24 protein-coding genes and 1 pseudogene are annotated in these 20,320 nt (G+C 43.3%); 17 read left to right on the top strand and 8 right to left on the bottom strand.

Features of this window, described 5'->3' with window-relative positions; translation table 11 throughout:
• Window positions 1–14: 14 nt before the first annotated feature.
• The 15 genes and pseudogenes from OM416_RS07530 to OM416_RS07465 all read left to right on the top strand — a co-directional run bounded on the left by OM416_RS07530 (window position 15) and on the right by OM416_RS07465 (window position 10,580).
• Complete coding sequence (locus OM416_RS07530; RefSeq protein WP_264928167.1) at window positions 15–548, top strand: SecY-interacting protein Syd; 534 nt, start codon at window positions 15–17, stop codon at window positions 546–548.
• Between the two features lie 135 nt (window positions 549–683).
• The gene (locus OM416_RS07525) at window positions 684–1,379 is read left to right on the top strand and encodes an RHS repeat-associated core domain-containing protein (RefSeq protein ID WP_264928885.1); all 696 of its coding nucleotides are present in this window, start codon (window positions 684–686) and stop codon (window positions 1,377–1,379) included.
• Between the two features lie 4 nt (window positions 1,380–1,383).
• Window positions 1,384–1,860, top strand: coding sequence for a hypothetical protein (locus OM416_RS07520; RefSeq protein ID WP_264928166.1), 477 nt, complete (start codon window positions 1,384–1,386; stop codon window positions 1,858–1,860).
• 341 nt (window positions 1,861–2,201) lie between these two features.
• Window positions 2,202–2,909 (top strand): annotated as a pseudogene (locus OM416_RS07515) (RHS repeat-associated core domain-containing protein); the annotation flags it as partial.
• A 15-nt stretch (window positions 2,910–2,924) separates the two neighbouring features.
• Window positions 2,925–3,557: a DUF4291 domain-containing protein gene (locus OM416_RS07510; protein ID WP_264928165.1), complete on the top strand. Its 633-nt coding sequence runs from the start codon at window positions 2,925–2,927 to the stop codon at window positions 3,555–3,557.
• Window positions 3,524–3,928 carry a hypothetical protein gene (locus OM416_RS07505; protein WP_264928164.1) on the top strand — a complete coding sequence of 135 codons (405 nt, stop codon included), beginning with the start codon at window positions 3,524–3,526 and terminating at the stop codon, window positions 3,926–3,928. The genes OM416_RS07510 and OM416_RS07505 overlap by 34 nt, the downstream gene beginning before the upstream one ends.
• A 211-nt stretch (window positions 3,929–4,139) precedes the next feature.
• Window positions 4,140–4,373, top strand: coding sequence for a hypothetical protein (locus OM416_RS07500; protein WP_264928163.1), 234 nt, complete (start codon window positions 4,140–4,142; stop codon window positions 4,371–4,373).
• A gap of 362 nt (window positions 4,374–4,735) precedes the next feature.
• The gene (locus tag OM416_RS07495; RefSeq protein WP_264928881.1) at window positions 4,736–5,254 is read left to right on the top strand and encodes a SecY-interacting protein Syd; all 519 of its coding nucleotides are present in this window, start codon (window positions 4,736–4,738) and stop codon (window positions 5,252–5,254) included.
• Window positions 5,255–5,669: 415 nt separating this feature from the next.
• On the top strand, window positions 5,670–6,002 hold the full coding sequence (locus OM416_RS31900) for a CbrC family protein (protein WP_413775752.1): 333 nt from the start codon (window positions 5,670–5,672) through the stop codon (window positions 6,000–6,002).
• A gap of 523 nt (window positions 6,003–6,525) precedes the next feature.
• Window positions 6,526–7,107: a hypothetical protein gene (locus OM416_RS07490; protein ID WP_264928162.1), complete on the top strand. Its 582-nt coding sequence runs from the start codon at window positions 6,526–6,528 to the stop codon at window positions 7,105–7,107.
• Window positions 7,108–7,143: 36 nt separating this feature from the next.
• Window positions 7,144–8,046, top strand: coding sequence for a nucleotidyl transferase AbiEii/AbiGii toxin family protein (locus OM416_RS07485; RefSeq protein ID WP_264928161.1), 903 nt, complete (start codon window positions 7,144–7,146; stop codon window positions 8,044–8,046).
• A gap of 236 nt (window positions 8,047–8,282) precedes the next feature.
• Entirely contained in the window at window positions 8,283–8,723 is a 441-nt protein-coding gene (imm48, locus tag OM416_RS07480) for an Imm48 family immunity protein (RefSeq protein WP_264928160.1), read from the top strand.
• A 32-nt stretch (window positions 8,724–8,755) separates the two neighbouring features.
• On the top strand, window positions 8,756–9,295 hold the full coding sequence (locus tag OM416_RS07475; protein ID WP_264928159.1) for an RNA 2'-phosphotransferase: 540 nt from the start codon (window positions 8,756–8,758) through the stop codon (window positions 9,293–9,295).
• A 131-nt stretch (window positions 9,296–9,426) separates the two neighbouring features.
• The gene (locus tag OM416_RS07470; protein WP_264928158.1) at window positions 9,427–9,774 is read left to right on the top strand and encodes a transposase; all 348 of its coding nucleotides are present in this window, start codon (window positions 9,427–9,429) and stop codon (window positions 9,772–9,774) included.
• Window positions 9,726–10,580: an IS3 family transposase gene (locus OM416_RS07465; RefSeq protein WP_264928157.1), complete on the top strand. Its 855-nt coding sequence runs from the start codon at window positions 9,726–9,728 to the stop codon at window positions 10,578–10,580. The genes OM416_RS07470 and OM416_RS07465 overlap by 49 nt, the downstream gene beginning before the upstream one ends.
• Before the next feature lie 173 nt (window positions 10,581–10,753).
• Here the strand turns inward: OM416_RS07465 and OM416_RS07460 are convergent, their stop codons facing one another.
• The 5 genes from OM416_RS07460 to OM416_RS07440 form a co-directional block, all read right to left on the bottom strand.
• Entirely contained in the window at window positions 10,754–11,611 is an 858-nt protein-coding gene (locus OM416_RS07460; protein WP_264928156.1) for an SDR family oxidoreductase, read from the bottom strand.
• A gap of 110 nt (window positions 11,612–11,721) precedes the next feature.
• Window positions 11,722–12,147: an Rrf2 family transcriptional regulator gene (locus OM416_RS07455; RefSeq protein WP_076332272.1), complete on the bottom strand. Its 426-nt coding sequence runs from the start codon at window positions 12,145–12,147 to the stop codon at window positions 11,722–11,724.
• A gap of 92 nt (window positions 12,148–12,239) precedes the next feature.
• Window positions 12,240–13,064, bottom strand: a complete 825-nt coding sequence (locus OM416_RS07450; RefSeq protein WP_264928155.1) for a carbohydrate ABC transporter permease — start codon at window positions 13,062–13,064, stop codon at window positions 12,240–12,242.
• A 1-nt stretch (window position 13,065) separates the two neighbouring features.
• Complete coding sequence (locus tag OM416_RS07445; protein WP_264928154.1) at window positions 13,066–13,938, bottom strand: carbohydrate ABC transporter permease; 873 nt, start codon at window positions 13,936–13,938, stop codon at window positions 13,066–13,068.
• Window positions 13,939–14,038: 100 nt separating this feature from the next.
• Window positions 14,039–15,343 carry an ABC transporter substrate-binding protein gene (locus OM416_RS07440; RefSeq protein WP_264928153.1) on the bottom strand — a complete coding sequence of 435 codons (1,305 nt, stop codon included), beginning with the start codon at window positions 15,341–15,343 and terminating at the stop codon, window positions 14,039–14,041.
• Between the two features lie 135 nt (window positions 15,344–15,478).
• On the opposite strand from OM416_RS07440, the gene OM416_RS07435 reads away from it, so the two are divergent.
• Together OM416_RS07435 and OM416_RS07430 are read left to right on the top strand one after the other, a co-directional pair.
• Entirely contained in the window at window positions 15,479–17,398 is a 1,920-nt protein-coding gene (locus OM416_RS07435; RefSeq protein WP_264928152.1) for a sensor histidine kinase, read from the top strand.
• Window positions 17,391–18,212 carry a response regulator transcription factor gene (locus OM416_RS07430; RefSeq protein ID WP_264928151.1) on the top strand — a complete coding sequence of 274 codons (822 nt, stop codon included), beginning with the start codon at window positions 17,391–17,393 and terminating at the stop codon, window positions 18,210–18,212. The genes OM416_RS07435 and OM416_RS07430 overlap by 8 nt, the downstream gene beginning before the upstream one ends.
• Here OM416_RS07430 and OM416_RS07425 read toward each other — a convergent pair whose 3' ends face one another.
• The 3 genes from OM416_RS07425 to nirD form a co-directional block, all read right to left on the bottom strand.
• Window positions 18,213–18,842, bottom strand: a complete 630-nt coding sequence (locus tag OM416_RS07425; protein WP_062835575.1) for a YfbR-like 5'-deoxynucleotidase — start codon at window positions 18,840–18,842, stop codon at window positions 18,213–18,215.
• A gap of 278 nt (window positions 18,843–19,120) precedes the next feature.
• Window positions 19,121–19,903, bottom strand: coding sequence for a formate/nitrite transporter family protein (locus OM416_RS07420; RefSeq protein WP_264928150.1), 783 nt, complete (start codon window positions 19,901–19,903; stop codon window positions 19,121–19,123).
• 49 nt (window positions 19,904–19,952) lie between these two features.
• Window positions 19,953–20,279, bottom strand: a complete 327-nt coding sequence (gene nirD, locus OM416_RS07415) for a nitrite reductase small subunit NirD (protein WP_017687170.1) — start codon at window positions 20,277–20,279, stop codon at window positions 19,953–19,955.
• Window positions 20,280–20,320: the final 41 nt, after the last annotated feature.

The raw sequence follows: 20,320 nt of genomic DNA, 5'->3' as shown, positions 1-20,320 counted from the left end.
GTGGGCTGAAAAAGATGATTATCAGATCAATGGAAAACTATTTTGACAGGTATATCACTACTTGGAAAGAGTTTAACGGAACTTTGCCCCAAACCTCTTGGTTGGGAGAAGAAGGACAGAGGTTGTATGTTGGTGAAAAAGATAAAGAAGGTTATATTAGCTGGCTGCCAACCAAGAAAGATGATATTACAAATTTCCACTCTATTGAACAAAAGTTTAATATAAGATTTAATGAATCAGTAGAACAATACTATAACTCGTATTATTTCTTTCAATTAGCAGGTTGGATTAAGGAGTATAATATAAATCTTAATCCAGTCATCCCGGAAAGTGAACCGGAAAGCTTTTTACAAAGACTTTCAAACTATATAGAGGCACATAATGGTAAAACTAATTATATTCCCATAGGGATAGAATCTAATGGTTTAGTGGTTGTGCTTAATAATATCTCAGGAGAAGTGTGTTTAGAGGACTTTGAAGCAGGTAGCTTTGAATCTTTAGGTTTAAGCTTAGATGAATTAATTCTAAATTTGAGTTTCGGTAATTAATAATATTTAATATGAACTTAAGGAGTAATTTAAATATACTTCTTAAGTTCTTTTTTTCTATCCTGAAAAATGAGAGAAAGTAAATCCACGGTGACATAACCCACCTGACCGGGCAACAGGGCCAGATCCTGAAGGCTGTACACCTATGATGCCTTTGGTAACATGCTGTCTGCAAGAGAGCAACTTAGCAATCCGTTCCGTTATGCGGGAGAAATGCAGGACGCCCTGACAGGGCATTACTATCTGCGCGCCCGGTTTTATAAACCGCTGATCGCGCGGTTCACACAGGAAGACACGTATCGCGGGGATGGTCTGAACCTGTATGCGTATGTCGCCAACAACCCAATCCGATATGTAGACCCGAGTGGGTATATGTGTGAGGATAGGGGGAATGTTTGGAAGGGATCTTCTGAAACAGAAGCATGGATTACTTTAAAGTACAAGAATGAATTCCCTAAACGTGAGTTTGAGAGAAAGGCGGAAGCATTAAAATTATTAGGTGAACAGGGGCTGCTAGTGAAAGCTCAAAACCCTGTATCCAGAGATAGGTCTGTTACTACTAAATATCGGCAAGATATGATAAAAAGGATTTGGGCACAATATGGGAATAATAACAAAATCTTCGCTGATAAGCTTATAAATAGGGTTACAAAACAAATGCAGCCCGATCATGTTTGGGAGCTTCAGTTAAGCGGTCCTGACGTACCCTCTAATTTAAAATTTCTGGACACTCATACCAATTGGCATATAGGTACCCAACAAATTAGACCGCAGATCAGAAAATTACCAGTTGGAACAAAAATAAGGATAATAATTGAGTGGGGGGATTAAAAATATGAATAGTAGATTGAATGCCTTACTCCAAGTAATTAGACACGAACTTGAACAGGACGACAGTAGCATCATATACGGGGTTATGCAAAAAGGCATTGACACTTACGGGGATATTGATGCAAATTTAGTACAATTCTACGAATTTTTAAAAATAAGTAATGGTGCACGATTCGGGAGTATAGATTTGTGGGCCTATGAGGAATTGGAGAGTCACCAGTATCAATTAGATCAATGGATCGGCGAGAGCGATAACTGGCTTGAAATTGGACAACTTCTGTATGAACCTATAGTTATAAGTAAGTTAACAGGAGAAATCTCAATTTTAATGGACGAGGTTTCAATAAACGATTCAAAAAAAATTATTCAGTTCGATGTATTTTTAATACATTATATTTTGGGAGAGGGATATGAGGAGTTAGTTCCTGGGTTTGAGTATGACGAGTGGTATCACTTTTTAGTCAGATTAAAATTAATTTAAACGTACCCATAAATTTTTGTTGCTTGTAGGAGTACCCATATTTTTTCTGTATAAACACTTGTATGACAGATATGATGTATGCGCATTTCTGCCGAAGTTTTATGTATTCAGTTTTGACTTCCACTCCGCTCTTTTTAAGGTTTGAGTCTTTGATTGAATTTCAATCAGGGCTCTTTTTTTTACTTTCGCACGGTGGAAGAATACAAGTCGGAGGTTTTGCGTTGAACCAGCGCAGCAGATGGCACGGTGCTACTCGATAATAGATATGCGTTTGACTAAATCGGAAATACAATCGACTGTTGGAAGCCCGATATGCCAGATCCTAAGACAGCTTCGGAAACACGCTGTCCACAAGAGAACAGCGTGTGAATCCGTTCCGTTATGCGGGAGAAATGCAGGATGCGCTGACGGGACATTACTATCTGCGCGCCCGGTTCTATAACCCGCTGATAGCTCGTTTCACGCAGGAAGACACGTACCGTGGCGATGGATTGAATCTGTATGCGTATGTCGCCAACAACCCGATCCGATATGTAGACCCGAGTGGGTATGCAAAAGCGGGGAGTGGAGCAAGTCCTGCGTCTTGTGTGAACAAGGGTGATGTCCATGAGCAAAACGTTTCAGGTGTGAATGGGATTCGGCTATACAGAAAAATGAGTATGGAGGAAATTAACACCACCCTTGATAGTAAACAACTTCAACCAGCAATCCATGCTTCGGATTCTGATAAGTGGATTACAACTAGTTTAAACAAATTAACTGCGATACCTAGTCAAGGGGGATTCGAAAATTACGCTGTTCAAAAGGGAACAAAAGAAGGTGTGGTAGAGTTCATAGTTTCTGAGAATTACTTTAAATATATTCAAGATACAGCCGTACCTCAAAGAGGCTCCCGGAAATCAAGGAGCATAAAATATCATTACGAGGGACTACCTAAAAAAGGACCGGATACAAATTATGGAATTACCCCTACGGAACTAGATAAGTTTAATCATCCAGATAATTTGTTGTCAGTACGCATATTGGAAGATACACTTAAAATAAAATGATAAGGTCGATTAATAATGAGGAATAAAAGTATCTATGCAACGTATTCAGATCAACATGTAACTGTATATCAAGCATTTGGAAATAAGATTGCTGATGAATTACTATTATATGGTAAATTCGGTTCTTATTTTAGCTTAAGCAGAGTCTCATGGATAAAAACTTCGTTTCTTTGGATGATGCACCGGTCTGAATGGGCTAGTAAAAGAGACCAAGAAAGAATTTTTTCTATACAAATAACAAAAGAAGGTTTTGATTATATTCTATCACAAGCAGTTTTAACTAAATTCAGGCCTAAGATCCATAGTACGAGCAATGAGTGGAAACAAAAGTTGAATGAAACAAACGTGTTGTGTCAAATGGATCCGGACAGAGATCTTTACGGCAATGAGCTACAGAGAAAAGCTGTGCAGTTAGGATTGAAAAATGAAATCCTTATAAAGTATGTAAATGAATTTATCGTTGGTTTTTCAGAGATAACTGATAAAGCGAAAAATTATAAGAGGATGATTCTGAATAATAATTTAGATATTAGTCTGCTTCCTTTAGAAACAAAATACAGTATTAATGATGCAGTAGCTATGGAGTTGGGATTAAGTAAAGGTGATGATGGTCAATGTATTCAAGAAAGTTTATCAGAGAACAATTAATTGATGCAATACATGGTGCGGAAAAAGCGAAAAAGTACTTCGAGGAAAGGTTTGATGATCCAGACTTATTAAATTTATTAATCAGAATCGCTATGGATGATTACTCTACGGATGCTTCTGGGGGGGCATCCTATTGGATATCACATTTTGAAGAGGAGCTTCTTGAAAAAGTAGAAGAAAAGCTGTTAATTCTTCAAAAATATAAGCTCGGTTCCATTTCGGCATTTGCCATTATAGCTTTATCAAAAATAAATTCCGAAAAGGGGAGAAAGTACCTGTTAAGACATAGAGTTGGTCCAAATATGAAATGGTGGGAGTCGGAGGCGCTCGAAAATTATCTGAAGAAAGATATTCCTATGAATGGCAGCTAAGACCATCGAGAAATTAGTATAAGAAACATAAGGCTATAACTAAATAATCTTACCAACATTTTGCCCTGATATGGTTTATTTCAATCAGGGTTTTTGTATTAATTAGTCAAATTTAAAACATAACATTCATTATAAATTATGAATGTGTACAAGATCTACTCATGAACGAAACAGGGTTTCTTTTTGGTATGGAAACGGTGTCGCTAAAGAAGTGGATGATCAGGGCGAAGTGGCTTATTATGTAAATAATATTCACGGTGATGTGACTCATCTGATAGGACCACAGGGCCATATCCTAAATGCATACACGTATGTTGCTTTCCGGAACATGCTGTCTGTAAGAGAGCCACGTAGCAATCCGTTCTGTTATACGGGAGAAATGCAGGACGCGCTGACGGGACATTACTATCTGCGCGCCCGGTTCTACAATCCGCTGATTGCTTGATTCGCGTAGAAAGACACGTACCGTGGAGACGGCCTGAATCTGTATGCATATGTCTCCAACAACCCGATCCGATATGTAGACCCGAGTGGGTATGCAAAAGCAGGAACCCTAGCTTCTTGTGTGAATAAGGGTGTTAATTATGAGACAAATTCGGACCATCTATCAGAGTTTATAGAAATGCTGATCTTAGTAAATTAGATGAAATATTTCAGGCTGACCCTAGATTATTAGTTGAAATGCCGCACGTAGGAAAAGGAAAACAAAAGGCTATAGGTGCATGGGGCAAAGACAGTACCTATGCTGAGTTATTAGAAAAAAAATTTAAAAGAATAGGTGATTTATTAATGGAAATTCAAGTATCGATGAGAAACTATTTTGAACTTAGATTGCAGCGTTATAATGAAGGTGTAAATTTTTTGTTTACAACAGAATATAACCAGAAAGTTGCATCAATCATTTATCAAGGTGAAATTAATGATGATGGGGAAATTGGATGGAGGCCAGTGGTAAAGAATGAAACTCATAGTCTAGATGCATTAGAGGAGAAATTTAATTGTAAATTCTATACTTCGATATATGATTATTTTAATTCATATTGGTTTGCTGATTTAGATGGGTTCATTGATGGGCGTTATGTTAATCTCGAGCCAGTTTTACCAGGAATGGAATTGAATTCATTTGAAAAAAAACTGCAATGTTACAAGAATAACCATAAAAACAAATTGGAATATGTGCCGATAGGAATAGAAGGTAATGGTTTGGTTGTTGTTGTGAATAATCACAATGGAAAGGTGGAATTAGAAGATTTTGAAAGAGGTGAATTTACAGTATTGTCAAATAACTTAGGCGAGTTTATTTCTTCTTTAAAGATGAAAAAGTAATCCAGACTTCTATATCTATAAAGAGGTAACTTATAAAAACAAGTAGATTTGGGTTTAGGGTTTGTCACAATGGAAGTAATCTAAGGGTTCTAACAAGAAGATATTATCATTTAACAGATATAGTTCAACTCGATAAGATTGCGCAGGTTCGTTATGTTGGGATACACAATGTGGAGAAGAAAATTGGTATTTGGGGGAACGATTCTATGTATGCTGAACTATTACAAAAATTTATTAAGTAGGTGGACTGAAAAAGATGATAATCAGATCAATGGAAAACTATTTTGATAGGTATATCACTACTTGGAAAGAGATTAACGGAACTTTGCCCCAAACCTCTTGGTTGGGAGAAGAAGGACAGAAGTTGTATTGAATTAATTTTAAATTTGAGTTTCGGTAATTAATAATAGTTAGTATGAACTTAAGGAGTAAATTAATAATACTTCTTAAGTTCTTTCTTTTTCTATTCTGGAAAAATAATGGGATCTTTCAAGGAGGAGTGGAATATATAGGTTCTGCACTATCGGTTTCGTACGATGATACTACAAATAAGTTTTTATATTTTCATGGTTATGATGAAATTTCTTCATTAGAAGAACCCGCAATTGAAGAATTATTATTTAGAACCCCTGGATATGTATCTTGGCAAGAGTCCTATTGGTTAACAGAAGACAATTACCCTCTTGCCTTTGTGAAGTACCTAACATTAGAAGAAATAAAAAAAATACGTTGTTTACGGAAGCGTTAGATGAACTTAGTGAGAAGTATAGTTTTGATACAAATTCAATTTCCGATGATGTGGGGTTGTATTTATTTGAATCCTTATTAAGGGAAGGGAAGTACAGATTACATCTGGATAATACTTGATTTTTTCGATTGAACATATCTTTGTACGAGTAAATCATATATTTGAGACTTAAATTTCTAGTAACGTACACTTTAATGTATCATACACATGATATATTATATTTACGGCGTTCCATTATTTGTTACGGGGGCCTGAGTAGAAAGAGATATTAATCGTCTTGGTTTTCTACAACGTGGATTCTGTATAAAGAGTGTATCAGATCTGAATGGGTGCTTGTTGATGTTGAATTTCTTTTGAACTTAGTATTGACTTTATATCAGTTATACGGGAGGAAAAAGAAAATATTATTCATTGTAGAACGAAACGCTTGCGTATGTAACCAAATTAAGGACAAATTCAATGAGTACATAGAATGTGTGCTTTCCTTCAAGTTATAAGAAAACCAGTAAAAGGAAGTGACCCAATGGAATTTGAATATCATGTAACCATGAGTGATCTGAAGCAGAATGAGAAGGAAACCTTTATCAACATTTGTAATGAACAGAACGTGAAACCCGTATTGATCGTCTTGGACCAAGGTGAATATATTAATCAACCGATGATCACTGGCATTGTACATAGCACGGATTATGAAGAAGTGAAGAATGTTATTGAAGAGGTTACCGCGAAGTTTCGGGATAGTGGATTCACGGTTGTTCGGACGAAGGTAGAAATTCCGGCAAAGGAAGAGAGAGATTTTGATCTGCCGATGCTGGCACAGTCCAAGCCTTACTTTGAATGGCACGGTAAAGTATATGTGGATGATGTGGCCGTATTGAAGCAATTATGCGCCAACTCAGGCGGACATATCTCACGGAACTCGCTGAATGCTGATGGGAAAGTTAGATTCGTAACTGTCCGGGAATATGAAAGTGCAGAACATTTTTATCGTAGAGTGGAAGAAATACATGACATTTTGCAAATGAACAAGATCCAATTGTTAAAACAGCAATATGAACTGTGCATCTACGATAGCAGAGAAGAACTGGATCGTGGATGGATCTAATCGGATGTTGAGTACGATGAATGGAGGAGGAGAACGATGTCCGGAAAAAGTGTACAATTACATACCTTGAATGAGGATGAGAGATTCATTGTTGTGTTGGAAGCTCTATTGAAGCGTGCCTCTCTGGTGAATAGTCCATTTGTATTAAAAGGAAGCTTATTGACAAGACAGTATTTGGAGAATCCCAATGTTCGTTATGTTGACGACATCGACTTTCTGTATACAGGTAGAATTGAGACTGAGGACCAGGCCAATGAAATATTTACAGACTGGATGATCCGGGTAACGGAGATGGACCTGAATGACGGTATCGTATTCCGAAGCTTTCGGGAGAATGCCTTCTGGCGCAGAATAGACTACGCCATGGCGGATGATTTTCCAACGGTGAACACGGAGCTTGCCTTTTATATTGATAGTGAACCAAGGGTCGGAAATGAGTATAAAGATGAGGATGAACTGCATCTGGATATATCCTTTAACCTCGAGTTGGACGAGAAGTCTGTTGCTCTATCGTACCAACCCATGGTTGGTGAAGCTTTTATCGTTCCTCACACCGTACCACTCTCCATTCAAATTGCATGGAAACTGCATCAGACGATAGTGAGGCCCCGATTCAAAGATCTGTACGATTTGCAACATCTGTTGTCTAACCCATCCTACGATCAGCAGGCGCTCAAGGAGACATTGCAAACCCTAGTCAATGAGTGCAATATGGACCCGGCTATTACGAGAGAGGCTATGAAAAAGGTGCTGGTTGACGATCTGCATGATGTGTATTTGCGGTTAAATTACGATTATGACCTGCAGTATTATGCTGGAAGCCGCAGTCCTGAAGTCTATTTTATGGAGTTTGTTTCGGAGCTGCGCCAAACGATGAACCACGCGGGGATTAACAATGACGCATATGAGCATTTACCAAACTGCTCTACGCATAAATAGAGATTTTCACCTTTGTAAAAGTGAATCAAAAAAATCTGGGGATAACAGGGATCAGAAGCTTGTTCTGTCATCGAAGTGGCAAGGTTAAATATTCTTTAGTTCATTCTGCATAGTAAGCTGAATGATCACTTGTCTATCCGCAGAGAAGTTTGAAAGGAGCACCCTATCTCCGATACAATGTTCTCATAGAGTCTGAGAGATGGATTAAATACGGCTCAGAAATGGAGAAAACCAATATGACTGATTTTATCAACGCTGACGATATTAATGACGTAATTCTGGCTGCGGCGGCCAAGGAGCTTGAGCAGATGGTGGACAAAATGTGTGAGTTGATTGGCACGCCTTTGGAACAGACGACAGAACTGGAGCGTCAGGTGATGGCTGCTTTTGGTTTTGGTGCGGTGTATGGTATCACTCATCGGGATCGGCTGGCGGAGCCGCAGGCGCATGCACTGAGTATCCGGATGCTGATTAAACCGTTTAACTACAGTGAACAGCAGGCGGTCGATTTTGCGGATGACCTGATTCGGGTGGCTTCCGACCGTGAAGTTCATCCAGTGATGAACACCATTATTCATCGGGGGATCGATGGACACCATCAATTCAATCAGGAAGATGATGAAGGGTTGACCCGCAACATTCAGGAGATTTTAACAGCGGTTCAATCGCAGCAATAGACGAGTTTTATTAGATTTGGGGAGTGATCACAATGGATCTGATGAAATTAAGCAAGGAACTCTCATACGCTCTGCGACATGCCCCGTGGGAGTATGAGCTGGAGCTGGACGAAGAGGGTTGGGTGGAAATTTCGCAATTGCTGGTGGCTTTGCATGAAAGTCCGCAGTGGAAGGAAGTGACGGAAGACGATCTGGAGCAGATGATCCAAGCCTCGGAGAAAAAGAGACATGAGATCTCTTCAGGCCGCATCCGGGCATTGTATGGACATTCCACTCCGCACAAGATATCCAAGTCACCTGCTGAGCCACCGGAAAACCTTTACCATGGTACCCCGGCACGCGCCGTAAATTCTATTATGGAACATGGCTTACAACCGCGGCAAAGGCAATATGTACATCTGTCCGCAGATATCGATACGGCCACTCAGGTGGGACGAAGACGTGATGATCAGCCTGTCATTCTGAAAATCAATGCTGCTCAAGCGGCCATAGATGGAATCCTCTTTTATCATGGAAATGAAAATATCTGGCTGGCCGATCATATTCCGGCACGATATATTCTTGAGGCATGACCTATGAGCCATAAGCGATGAACCGTCGTGGAAATTACAAACACCTACATCGAATTGAAGTGCACCCCTTAGAATAGACATTGGATTAAACCCCTGGTTTATCCGATGAAATTCTAAGGGGTGCATTTTTTATGCCAGCAGTTAAAGGTCAGAAGTTTAAACAGTATTCCTTCGAGATAAAGATGGAAGCGATACATCTTCACTTGGTGGAAGGCTGGACGTATCGCAGAATCATGGAGAAGTTTGGCATGAAAGACAGACATCGTCTCAAAGATTGGATGAAGAAGTACAAGGAATCCGGTGAGTTTGGACTCATTGATCATCGTGGAAGACGAGAGGAATATGTTGACCATGACAGACAGTTGAGGCGGCTGAAACGAGAAAATGAAATGCTAAAAAAGTGCTTGGAAATCTGGATGCAGGAGATGAAATGCAAAGATATATTAGCGTCGAGAAAGCCGCAAAAGAGTATCCAGTGAGCGCACTTTGCAAGATTTTTGGGGTCTCTAGAAGCGGCTACTATGCTTATCTCAAACGCAAAGGTCAAGATCGTGATCAAACGGACAAGGCACTTGTACAAAAGGTTTACGACCAATACAACGGAGTGTATGGCTACCGCCAGATTCAGTTGTTTTTGCTACAGGATCACGGGGTCTGGATGAATCATAAGAAAGTGCTACGGCTCATGCAGACGCTTGGAATCCGATCACGAATTCGGCGTAAGCATCGCTGTAACTACACTTCTTCAACTGAAGGACGTGTTGCCAAAAACCTGCTGAAGCGCGACTTTAAAGCAGATAGAGCGAACCAAAAATGGGTTACGGACGTCACTCAATTCCGTGTAGGTGAGTCATGGATCTACCTCTCTGCCGTGAAAGATCTATTTAATAATGAGATTGTAGCCTATCAAATGAGTCAGAGAAACGACAATCTGCTGGTTTTACAGACCTTTGAGAATGCTTTTAACAAGACAAAAGACGTGACGGGACTGATCGTTCACAGCGATCAGGGATTCCAGTACACGTCTTATGCCTACCACGACATGCTGCCAAAGGTTGGCGCCCAAATCAGCATGTCTCGCCGAGGGAATTGTTATGACAATGCCTCGATGGAGAGCTTCTTCTCGCATCTCAAAACGGAAGGACTCTATCCTTATGATATCCGAAATATGGACGAGGCACAAAGGCGAATTGAAGCGTATATCCATTTTTACAACCAACATCGACCACAACGAAAACTAAATAAACTGCCTCCGGTAGAGTTCCGGAAGCAGTTTATAGCCTAGGGTCTTTTTTCAATGTCTATTAAATGGGGTCTTGACCATATTGCAGTCGCAAATGAATGGGTTGAGTGTATAGTTATCCGTTCAACTTTTATATCGTTGTATTGATCGTTAGCTATACCAAAAAAGGGACACATCCAACATTCGTTGGTGTGTCCCTTTCTCATATCCAAAACTTACTTGCCTACAATTGCTTTGATACCTTCGCTTAGTGGCTGAGCCGGACGGCCAAGCAATGTTTCCAATGTATTACTTTCTACAGCCAGTGCGCCTTCACGAATGGCACTTTGCATATCAACGAGCATGGATACGACAAAGTCCGGTAGACCTGCACCTTTCATGATGTCAGCGTAAGCAGCATCGTCCACGTTTTGCACGCCCAGTTCCTGTCCAAGCACTTCACCAACAATGGCAGCAAGTTCAGCTTGCGTGCGCAGTTTGCCAGACAATTCATACACAGTATTTTCATGTCCTTCACCTGCAAGTACAGCTGCGGCAGCATGAGCATAATCACTACGGGTAGCCCAGCCTACTTGGCTGTCGTTGGTGGCATGAACCCAAGGTGCGCCTTGCGTAGCTGCTTGTACGCTTCCTGCTTCATTTTCCAGATACCAGTTATTACGTAAGAGGGAATAAGGAATGCCAGACTCGCGAATAGCCTGTTCTGTAGCGCGATGTACTTCAGCCAGGGACAGGGTGTTTTTCTCTGCATTCACAACGCTTGTATAAGCGATGAAGCCCACGCCTGCTTTCTTGGCAGCGTCCACGGCCGTCTGATGTTGGCGAATACGCGTTTCATTGTCACCATCAGTGGAGATGAGCAACAGACGGTCTACACCGGCAAAAGCGTTCTCCAACGTCTCCGGTTGATCGAAATCACCGTGACGCACGTCAACGCCTTGAGCGCGAAGTGCTTCCGCTTTCTCCGGATTACGTACACTGACTGCCAAATCCTTGGCAGAATCCGTTTTTAACAATGCCTCTACCACCAGTGAACCTAATTGACCTGTTGCGCCAGTAACCAAAATTTTCATCTTCTTTTCCTCCTAGGATATGTGTTTGTTTGTATATGGTTGTAATCAAAAATGTTATAACAGGTATGATTACAACGAAAGGATTAAAAAAAGCTCGCAATGAGCTTTTTTTATTCAGAGACATGAATCTGATCCATCATCTGCTGTATGGTTACACGATTCAAGCGCTGTTCCATGGCTGTCTGAGCCGCAATGAGTTCAGCACGTAAGGTGTGTTCGATCATGTTGCCCACCGGACATTTCGGGTTGGGATGTTTGTGAAAGTTAAACAATTCCCCATCCTCCACGACCTCAAGCGCTCGATATACATCGAGAAGGGTTATGTCTGCCGGATCTTTCAACAAGGAAGCACCGCCCACACCGGGTCTGACGTCGATCAGACCAGCTTGTTTCAGCTTGGACATAATCCGCCGGATAATCACGGGATTCGTACTCACACTCTGAGCAATCACATCTCCGGTGCATTCATTCGGCATAACAGCGATCAGGGACAGGGTATGAACCGCAATGGAAAAGCGACTGCTGATTTGTCTCATGGATGATCACCACCGTTGTAACCATATTAGTTACAAAATGATCTGTTGTCAACTAGATCTTTTGCATTAGCCAGATTTCGTAGCATTAGCATTTACCCTTTCACTGCCCCTGAAGTTAGTCCCCCAACAATATACTTTTGCCCAATGAGGAACACAATTAACACAGGCAATGACGTGAGCACAATATCTGCGCTGACCAGATTCCATTGGGCACTGAATTGTCCGAAGAAGTTATATACAGCCAGCGTCATCGGCCACATTTCCACCGTGTTGAGCATATAGAGTGGAGCAGTGAATTCATTCCAGACACTCAGGAAGTTCAGGACAAATACCGTCACCAGTACCGAGGTTAACAAAGGCACAATGATTCTCAGGAATAGCTTGATCCCATTACATCCGTCCATGATGGCGGCTTCATCCAGCTCCTTCGGGATGTTAGACACGAATGCATACGTAATGAACAGCGAGATCGGAATGCCCATGGCCGTGTAGAGCAGAATCATGCCAAGATGTGAATTGATCATACCCATGGACTTCATGACTTCCATCAGCGGAATGTAGTTGAGTGGCAGCGTAATGCCAAGAATCAGGAAGAAGTACAGAAACTTGCTGAGCCTCGAATGGTTACGGGATAACGTGAAGGCCGAGAAAGCCACAACAAACACCAATAGCAGGGAAGAAGCCCCGGAATGCAGCAGACTGTTGAAAAAGGAACCTCCCAAGTGTCCTTGTTCATAGACGATTTTGTAATTTTCAAAGATAAATTTCTCGGGCAGCGTCAGTTTCAGCACTTTGGCCTCGGCGTCGGACTTGAATGAATTCAGTACAATGACGACAAAAGGAATCAGGACCACCAGGCTGAGCAGCCAGGCGAGTACATTTAACCTGATCGAAGCCAGTCTTTTTCTCAATCGCATGTTAGTATTCCACCTTTCGGTTCATCAAACGAATGATGAAGAAGGAGATGATCGCCATGATGACAAACAGGATGGTGGATAGTGCACTTCCGAGCCCCCAATATCCTTTGGCAAAAGAGGAATAGACCGCCGTGTTAATGACATCTGTCGCGTTACCGGGGCCACCATTGGTTAACACGTATACGGCATCGAATACTCTCAGTCCATATGTAATATTGAGTACCGTGGCGATCGTAATGGTAGGCATCAGCATCGGAATCGTGATCCGAAACAGCTTTTGCCCGAACCCGGCGCCGTCAATGGAAGCTGCCTCGTAGTAATCGCGGGGGATGGCGAGCAGTCCGGCGATGAACAGCACCATGATGTACCCCATGCCTTTCCAGGTATCCACCGCCATAATGGATGGCATGGCCCAGGTCAGGGAACCCAGCCAATTCTGGGCGAGAACGTCCAGTCCCATAGAACGTAGGGTTACGTTAACGAACCCGTTGTTGGGGTCGAGCAGACTTTTGAACACAAGCCCAACAATCAGGAAAGACAGCACCTGTGGGGAAAAGATAATCATCCGATGCAGATTGGCGGCCTTTACACCGCTGACCAGCAGCAGGGCCAGAAACAAGCCGAGAACCGTCTTGGCAATGGATGTAACCAGGGTGAACAGGACTGTATTTTTGATAAAAAGCAGATAGGTCGGATCACCCGCGAGAATCGTACGGAAATGCTCCAGACCGATAAAGTTCTTCTCCGAACTATAGCTGTTCCAGTCAGTGAAGGAGTAATAGATGCCCAGCAGGGCGGGAGCGACAATGAACATCAGATATAACACAATCGCTCCAGATGAGAAATACCAGGGATAGATTTTGTTCGCATTCATAATCCGTAACACCTTTCCTTCCTGCCAAAATACACAAGCGGGCAAATGCCCGCTGCATGTAACGCTGTTCAGCGTTTATGTTTATCTGAAAGATACGCTATTATTGCCACGCTTCATCCTTCAACACTTTAGCTTGTTCAGCCCGTCGTTTATCAATATTTTGCAGAATCTGATCCGGTGTCATGGCTCCAGCGAACATCCCTGACAAGTCCTTGCCAATATCCATCCATTGTGGATCAATATATTTCACAGCGGCCTGCATGACCGTACCTTTTTCATGATTTTTCTCATAATCAATATAATCCTGTGTCAGCTTCGGTTCGATTTCCGGCCAGCAGATCGTCAGGTTACCTTCACCTTCATCGAACACACGTTGCAGATGATCATGCTCGGTAATCCAGCGGAAGAATTTCAGCACTTCTTCGGGATGTTTACTGTTTTTGTTGCCGAACATCGCAGCCGATCCGCCCGGGTTCACGCCAATCGTCTGATTGTCACCCCATGGCATGACGAAGAATCCCATGTTGTCTTCCATTTCCGGATACGCTTCGGACACTTCCTTTTCCGTACCTGGCACCCGCAGCAGCATAGCCGCTTTCTCCTGACCAAACGCTTCAATTCCCGCTTCAACTGTATTGGACAAGAAGTCTTTGCCGAAATAACCGAGATCCGCAAATTCCTTTAACTGCTCAATGACCGTCTTAAGCTGTGTCATATCAGCTACTTTCATCTCATTATTGTTCAGCTTCTCATAGGTTCCAGCTGTCGTTTGTTCATAGTTAGGCCCCGTTTCGAACAAAGGCAGAACCTGATACCACCCGCTGGCAGGTGCTTGATAGAACGGAATGATGTCTTTATCTTTAATTTTCTGGCTGATCGCCTTGAATTCCGCATAGGATGTAGGAGGCTCAATGCCAAGCTCTGCGAAGATACGTTTGTTATAGTACACATACCAGATTTTCGTTGGTGCAAAAGAAACCCCATACACCTTGTCATTGTGACTGACGGTTGGCAAAATCTCTTCGGACATCCGACCTGTGAATTCCTCATTGGTCAGGTCTATGGCATTTTCCTCCGGTCTTACATTGGCCGGCATGCTCAGTGGGTCCACATCGACATTGAAAATGTCAGGTGCTTCGCCAGAGGCCAGCTTCACCTTGATCAGGTCACGCCACTGTGCGTCAGGAACGACCTGAAAGTCAATTTTGACACCCGTCTCCTGCTCATATTCCTTGGCCATCGTCTGCATGATGCCTGTACGCGGAATACCGGATTGACTCGTTCCAAACGTGAGAGTCACCTTACCGGAACCTTCAGCACTTTTCCCTGAGTTGCAACCGGCAAGCAGCAGGGTGGAGAGCAAGAGCACACTTGCAAGCGAAAATAGAAATCGTTTTCTCATCATTAAACCTCCCGGATTATAAAGAAAATTGTCACTTGCCGAAACGCTTAATGTAAGCGTATTCTTATGTGGATAACTTTACTGCGAACAAGGGATGCGCTCAATAGACAAAAGCGTTCTGTTGAGTGGACATTTTCGATGGGTGTAACCAATATCATCATAGGACGAGGTGTGTGGGGATTGCGGTATCGATTTGGAACGCTTCAGCAAAGTCTGTTTGCCTATTACTCTGCGGTATTTATTATCTTTTCGCTGATTGTGGCGGGGCTTCTGTATGTTTTTCTCGCAAGTGACATTCGTCATCGAAGTGAAGAACAGCAGAAACAACTGGGGGTATCGATTGTTGGCAATCTGGATCAGGAAGTGGTGAAAATGAACAACTTCTCCATGAATATCGTCTATTCCAATCTGGTAAAAGAACACTTCAGTCACTACTTGGCACCAGCAGAGGACAGTGAGCAGACACTGACGAGTGATCCGGCATTGTATAAGGATACAACTACACTGATTGATGTCATTCTGGCAATTATCAGCAGCTCCAATACAGCCAAGCAGGCCAATATCTATGATGTGAACGGTAAGATGCTGGGAGCAGGTGCATTCAACGGGCAACTGTCTGTGGATCTGACTCAGCGACCTTGGTACAAGGAAACGTGGGAGCGGAGTGGCTGGCGAGTGATCCGTCTGTTAGAGGGAGGGGCTTTGCCCATGCCAACAGGGGAGGGGAAATCAGATCAACCCTACATTTCGCTTACCCGGGTATACAAAGATGGCAATTATGTCAGCCAGGGCGTGGTTGAGATTTTGCAGGATGCCGGAACCCTGTTCCAGCATTTGAATGACTTGCAGGCGAGTAACGATGAGCTTCGCATCTATGTGATGGATGAACAAAATACACGGTTATATCCGCTTTCGTCGGACGCCGATGCTTCCGAAGCAGGCCATTTCGATGATGTGGACTTGATTCAACATCGTACATTTCCCCCTGATACCATGCAAGAAGTAACCGATCCTCTCGATCATTCCAAGCAAATGATGACGTACATGACGTCACAGGAGACGGGATGGACCGTTGTTGTCATGCAGTCGAAGCAGTCCCTTTTCGCGAGTCTTAACCGGATGGCTGTGATGTTTATCGGTGCGACGTTAGCTACTCTCATGCTGATTCTGGTTCTCTCGTATCTGATCTCCAAACGGGTCACTTTACCGCTCCATCGCTTACAGCGCATTATTCAGAAGACGGGTGAGAACGATCTGATATCAGGTCAGGCTTCGGCGCATTTGTTCAAGCTGGATCATCCCGGTTCCATCCGGGAGATGGATGAGTTGAATGATACGTTTATCCGGTTGAATCAACAGCTTATGCAGTCCTTTCAGGACAGGCTGGCGATGAAATCTCAGGAGACAGAAGCGAGATTACTGGCGTTACAATCCCAGATGAACCCGCATTTTCTCTACAACAACATCACGAATATTAGCATCATGGCGGAAGAAGGCATGAATGAGCAGATTGTCGCGTTTTGTGGTCATATTGCATCCATGCTCCGTTATATTTCTACTCCGGGTAAGAACGGGGTCCCACTGTCTCAGGAACTGGATTATTGCGAGCGATATCTGGAGTGTATGAAGATTCGGTTCGAGGATGATCTGCACTATGCGTTCCATATTCCGGATGAGATGCAACATATCCAGGTTCCGATGCTGATGGTACAGCCACTACTCGAAAATGCCATGAAATATGGACTGGCTGATACGTCTCCATGGAGACTGAACATTACTGGAGAAATGGATGCGTTACAGGAGACTTGGCAGATCCACGTGGAAGACAATGGGCCTGGCATGGAACCCGAGGCACTTGCCAAGATCATGCATTACATCGAACAGTCACAGGAGTGGGAGCGTATGCCCGATCTTGAAATTAACGGTATGGGACTCAAGAATATCTGGGTCCGATTGAAATTATGGTATGGCACGGCAGCTCACATGCAGATTACGAACAAGCCTTCCGGCGGTGTCCAGATTACCATAGGTGGTTCCATTCGAAAGGAGCATGACTGAACCCATGACGATCAAGTACAGAACGATTATTGTGGAGGACGAGGCCTTGATTCGCCGTAATGTATCACGCAAATTCAAGGAGCTGGGCACTCGGTTTGAGGTGATCGGTGAAGCGAGGAACGGTCAGGAAGCATTACAGCTCATTGAACATACTGTGCCTGATCTGGTTGTAACCGATATTCAGATGCCGGTGATGAACGGATTGGAATTGGCCAAATATCTGTATTTTGCCTACCCGCATGTGAAGATTGTCATTCTGAGTGGTTATCATGAATTCGAGTATGCACGACAGGCGATCAGTTACAAGGTGGAGGATTATCTGCTCAAACCATTGTCGGAAGAGCAGCTTCGTACACTGCTGGATGCGATGGAATTGAAGCTTGGGAGCGCAGTGGATTCGCTTGCCCATGTCAGTGCCGTACTGGATGAGCAGGTGAAGCCGGAGGACATCGCAGAGGCCGTTAAGCTGTATTTGAAGCAGAATTACATGCATGAGATCACACTCCAGGACATGGCGGGGCAGATGCATTTTAGCGTGGACTATCTGGGGAAGTGTTTTAAGAAAGTAACAGGGGAGACTCCGCTGAAATATATGACAGGCCTGCGAATAAATGAAGCCAAGCGCATGCTCGTTACTCACGAGAATATGGATATCAAGACCATTGGCGGAGCGGTAGGCTATAGTGATTCCCACTATTTCAGCCGGATTTTCAAAAACAAAACGGGCATGTATCCTAGCGAGTATCGACTGCAATTACAGGAACGAAAAAAAGCCCTGTCCATGGATGACGAGCACCATGTTGACTTGAGCTGATTACTGGGCCAAAGCTTCTTCGGTTATTTTGCGAATATCAAACGGGGAGCGAATACCTTCATCGATCATGTCGGGGAGAATCTGTTCCAGAAAATACTGTACACAGTGGAGGTCGATATTTTTGATTTTGACCAAAGCATAACGGTACATGACGATAAATTCTTTCTCCGTATTGCCACGTTGGAGCTCGGCAAAGGCTTCATACACTTGATCCATCTTGTCTGCGACTTCCAAAATCAGTCCTTCGACCGATTGATCTTTACCTTCACGCAGTTGTCTCCGGAAAATAGGCTGGAACTCTTCAGGAATATTTTCATTAATAAAATGTTCAACCATGCCTTCTTCTACCTTTTGCAGCATCGAACGCAGTTCCAGTGAATAATGTTTGACTGGTGTTTTGATATCACCGATGAAGATTTCGCCATAATCATGACTGCTGGTGATTTCGTATAACTTCTTCCAATCGATGGTGACTCCATGTTGCTCCTCAATATCTGCGAGCGTTTTGGCGTACTGTACGACTTTCCAGGAATGGGCGGATACGCTGTGTTCTTCGAATTTGAATTTGCCAGGTGTACGAATAATACGTTCAAGATCGTTTAGTGACCTGAAGTACGTGTGAATTCCCATATAAGCGTTCATCCTTTGCTGGTTGAGTATAAGTGTGAGTATCCATCGACTATACGCCAGCTATGTCAACTGTGGATTAACGCGGGTAGCGTTAAAGGTAAAATGAATTTTTAATTCTCTATAGAAGGACGAGAGGATGAAAGTGAAATGTACGAGAGAGTAAGAGCTTAACGACAAACAATAAAAAGCCACGATGTGTGACTGAACGTGAGTCCAGCATCCATCGTGGCTTTAGTGTGCAGTTACTTAGCGTTACATAAGTGCAGTTGAATCAATAATTATGCTTTTTTACGTACCGGCGAAGTATACCAGTAAGCCATTCCGACAAAGAGGGCACCGCCGATGATATTACCAAGTGTCACCGGGATCATGTTATGAAACCAGCCTGCCAGAGTAATCGTATCCGGGTGGTTTGGCAACAGCCAGGACAAGGACAGCAATGTCATATTGGCAACACTGTGCTCATATCCACTTGCAATAAAGGCGTACAGACACCACCAGATGAGAGCAATTTTGGCGATATCCTCTTTCGTGCGAGCAGCCATCCAGATCGCCAGACAGACGAGCCAGTTACATAGAATGCCGCGGAAGAACAACTCCGATACGGGAGCGGCCATCTTTTTGGCAGAAGCGACAAATAAAAGATGTTCGGGCGCAGCCGTTTTGAACAGGCCGCTGCCCACAATAAGCAGGCTGAGCAGGATTGCACCTAGCAGGTTGCCAAGGAAGACGAGTCCCCAGTTTTTCAGTGTATCTTTAACTGTGGTCCGGCCTGCGAGCGTGCTCATGGTGAAAAACATGTTGTTGCCTGTAAATAGTTCCGATCCGGCAAAGATGACCAGCGTGAGGGCGAGTCCGAAGGACATGCCCATCAACATGGTTTGCAGTGGTGACTGTGCCGCTAGGAGCGGGGCACCAATACTGAAGATCAGTACGATGCCAAGCCCTACATAGGCACCCGCCATTAAGGCGGCAACCATGTAGCGTGAAAGATTTGAATTCATCTGATCCCGTTTTTTTACCGCAGCTTCAATAATTCCCTCAACACTTGGTGTATACATTACGGTTTCCCCCATTATTTTGCATCAATCTTTGAACGTTTCGATGGAGCTATATTTCAATCCAGACCTGGCCGTTCTCTACTTTCACCGGATACATCTGCACTTGCCCATTGTCCGGTGCTTGCACAAGTCCGGTAGTCAGGTCGATTTTCCAATCATACAGTGGATCGTATAGATAATGTCCGGACACTATGCCTTCAGCCAGCGGGCCACCCTTAGGGTGGGGGTTGTGATTATCTGCAGCGAAGATGGTACCATCCGATGCAAGAAAGACAGCAAGCTGGTGATCCTGAATTTCAACTACTCTTCCGATTCGTGGCAGGAATTCTTCAACTACTCCGGCAGGGAAGTAGGTGCCTGATTGTTTTGTCGTCATCTTGAACCACTCCTTATCTATTTATCACTCAGCCAGTATTG

It is taken from the genome of Paenibacillus sp. LS1, from assembly GCF_026013365.1.
In the GTDB taxonomy this organism is placed as follows: domain Bacteria; phylum Bacillota; class Bacilli; order Paenibacillales; family Paenibacillaceae; genus Paenibacillus.
This window is presented reverse-complemented; position numbering and strand designations above follow the sequence as displayed.

What these genes read in the sequence shown, in the direction of transcription:
- OM416_RS07530 (WP_264928167.1), top strand. Translation starts at nt 15, where the DNA reads ATGATTATCAGATCAATGGAAAACTATTTTGACAGGTATATCACTACT.
- imm48 (WP_264928160.1), top strand. Translation starts at nt 8,283, where the DNA reads ATGACTGATTTTATCAACGCTGACGATATTAATGACGTAATTCTGGCT.
- OM416_RS07505 (WP_264928164.1), top strand. Translation starts at nt 3,524, where the DNA reads ATGTATTCAAGAAAGTTTATCAGAGAACAATTAATTGATGCAATACAT.
- OM416_RS07430 (WP_264928151.1), top strand. Translation starts at nt 17,391, where the DNA reads ATGACTGAACCCATGACGATCAAGTACAGAACGATTATTGTGGAGGAC.
- OM416_RS31900 (WP_413775752.1), top strand. Translation starts at nt 5,670, where the DNA reads ATGAACTTAAGGAGTAAATTAATAATACTTCTTAAGTTCTTTCTTTTT.
- OM416_RS07460 (WP_264928156.1), bottom strand. Translation starts at nt 11,611, where the DNA reads ATGAAAATTTTGGTTACTGGCGCAACAGGTCAATTAGGTTCACTGGTG.
- OM416_RS07465 (WP_264928157.1), top strand. Translation starts at nt 9,726, where the DNA reads ATGCAAAGATATATTAGCGTCGAGAAAGCCGCAAAAGAGTATCCAGTG.
- OM416_RS07520 (WP_264928166.1), top strand. Translation starts at nt 1,384, where the DNA reads ATGAATAGTAGATTGAATGCCTTACTCCAAGTAATTAGACACGAACTT.
- OM416_RS07495 (WP_264928881.1), top strand. Translation starts at nt 4,736, where the DNA reads ATGAGAAACTATTTTGAACTTAGATTGCAGCGTTATAATGAAGGTGTA.
- OM416_RS07435 (WP_264928152.1), top strand. Translation starts at nt 15,479, where the DNA reads ATGGGTGTAACCAATATCATCATAGGACGAGGTGTGTGGGGATTGCGG.
- OM416_RS07450 (WP_264928155.1), bottom strand. Translation starts at nt 13,064, where the DNA reads ATGCGATTGAGAAAAAGACTGGCTTCGATCAGGTTAAATGTACTCGCC.
- OM416_RS07510 (WP_264928165.1), top strand. Translation starts at nt 2,925, where the DNA reads ATGAGGAATAAAAGTATCTATGCAACGTATTCAGATCAACATGTAACT.
- OM416_RS07470 (WP_264928158.1), top strand. Translation starts at nt 9,427, where the DNA reads ATGCCAGCAGTTAAAGGTCAGAAGTTTAAACAGTATTCCTTCGAGATA.
- OM416_RS07425 (WP_062835575.1), bottom strand. Translation starts at nt 18,842, where the DNA reads ATGGGAATTCACACGTACTTCAGGTCACTAAACGATCTTGAACGTATT.
- nirD (WP_017687170.1), bottom strand. Translation starts at nt 20,279, where the DNA reads ATGACGACAAAACAATCAGGCACCTACTTCCCTGCCGGAGTAGTTGAA.
- OM416_RS07445 (WP_264928154.1), bottom strand. Translation starts at nt 13,938, where the DNA reads ATGAATGCGAACAAAATCTATCCCTGGTATTTCTCATCTGGAGCGATT.
- OM416_RS07420 (WP_264928150.1), bottom strand. Translation starts at nt 19,903, where the DNA reads ATGTATACACCAAGTGTTGAGGGAATTATTGAAGCTGCGGTAAAAAAA.
- OM416_RS07490 (WP_264928162.1), top strand. Translation starts at nt 6,526, where the DNA reads ATGGAATTTGAATATCATGTAACCATGAGTGATCTGAAGCAGAATGAG.
- OM416_RS07440 (WP_264928153.1), bottom strand. Translation starts at nt 15,343, where the DNA reads ATGATGAGAAAACGATTTCTATTTTCGCTTGCAAGTGTGCTCTTGCTC.
- OM416_RS07475 (WP_264928159.1), top strand. Translation starts at nt 8,756, where the DNA reads ATGGATCTGATGAAATTAAGCAAGGAACTCTCATACGCTCTGCGACAT.
- OM416_RS07485 (WP_264928161.1), top strand. Translation starts at nt 7,144, where the DNA reads ATGTCCGGAAAAAGTGTACAATTACATACCTTGAATGAGGATGAGAGA.
- OM416_RS07455 (WP_076332272.1), bottom strand. Translation starts at nt 12,147, where the DNA reads ATGAGACAAATCAGCAGTCGCTTTTCCATTGCGGTTCATACCCTGTCC.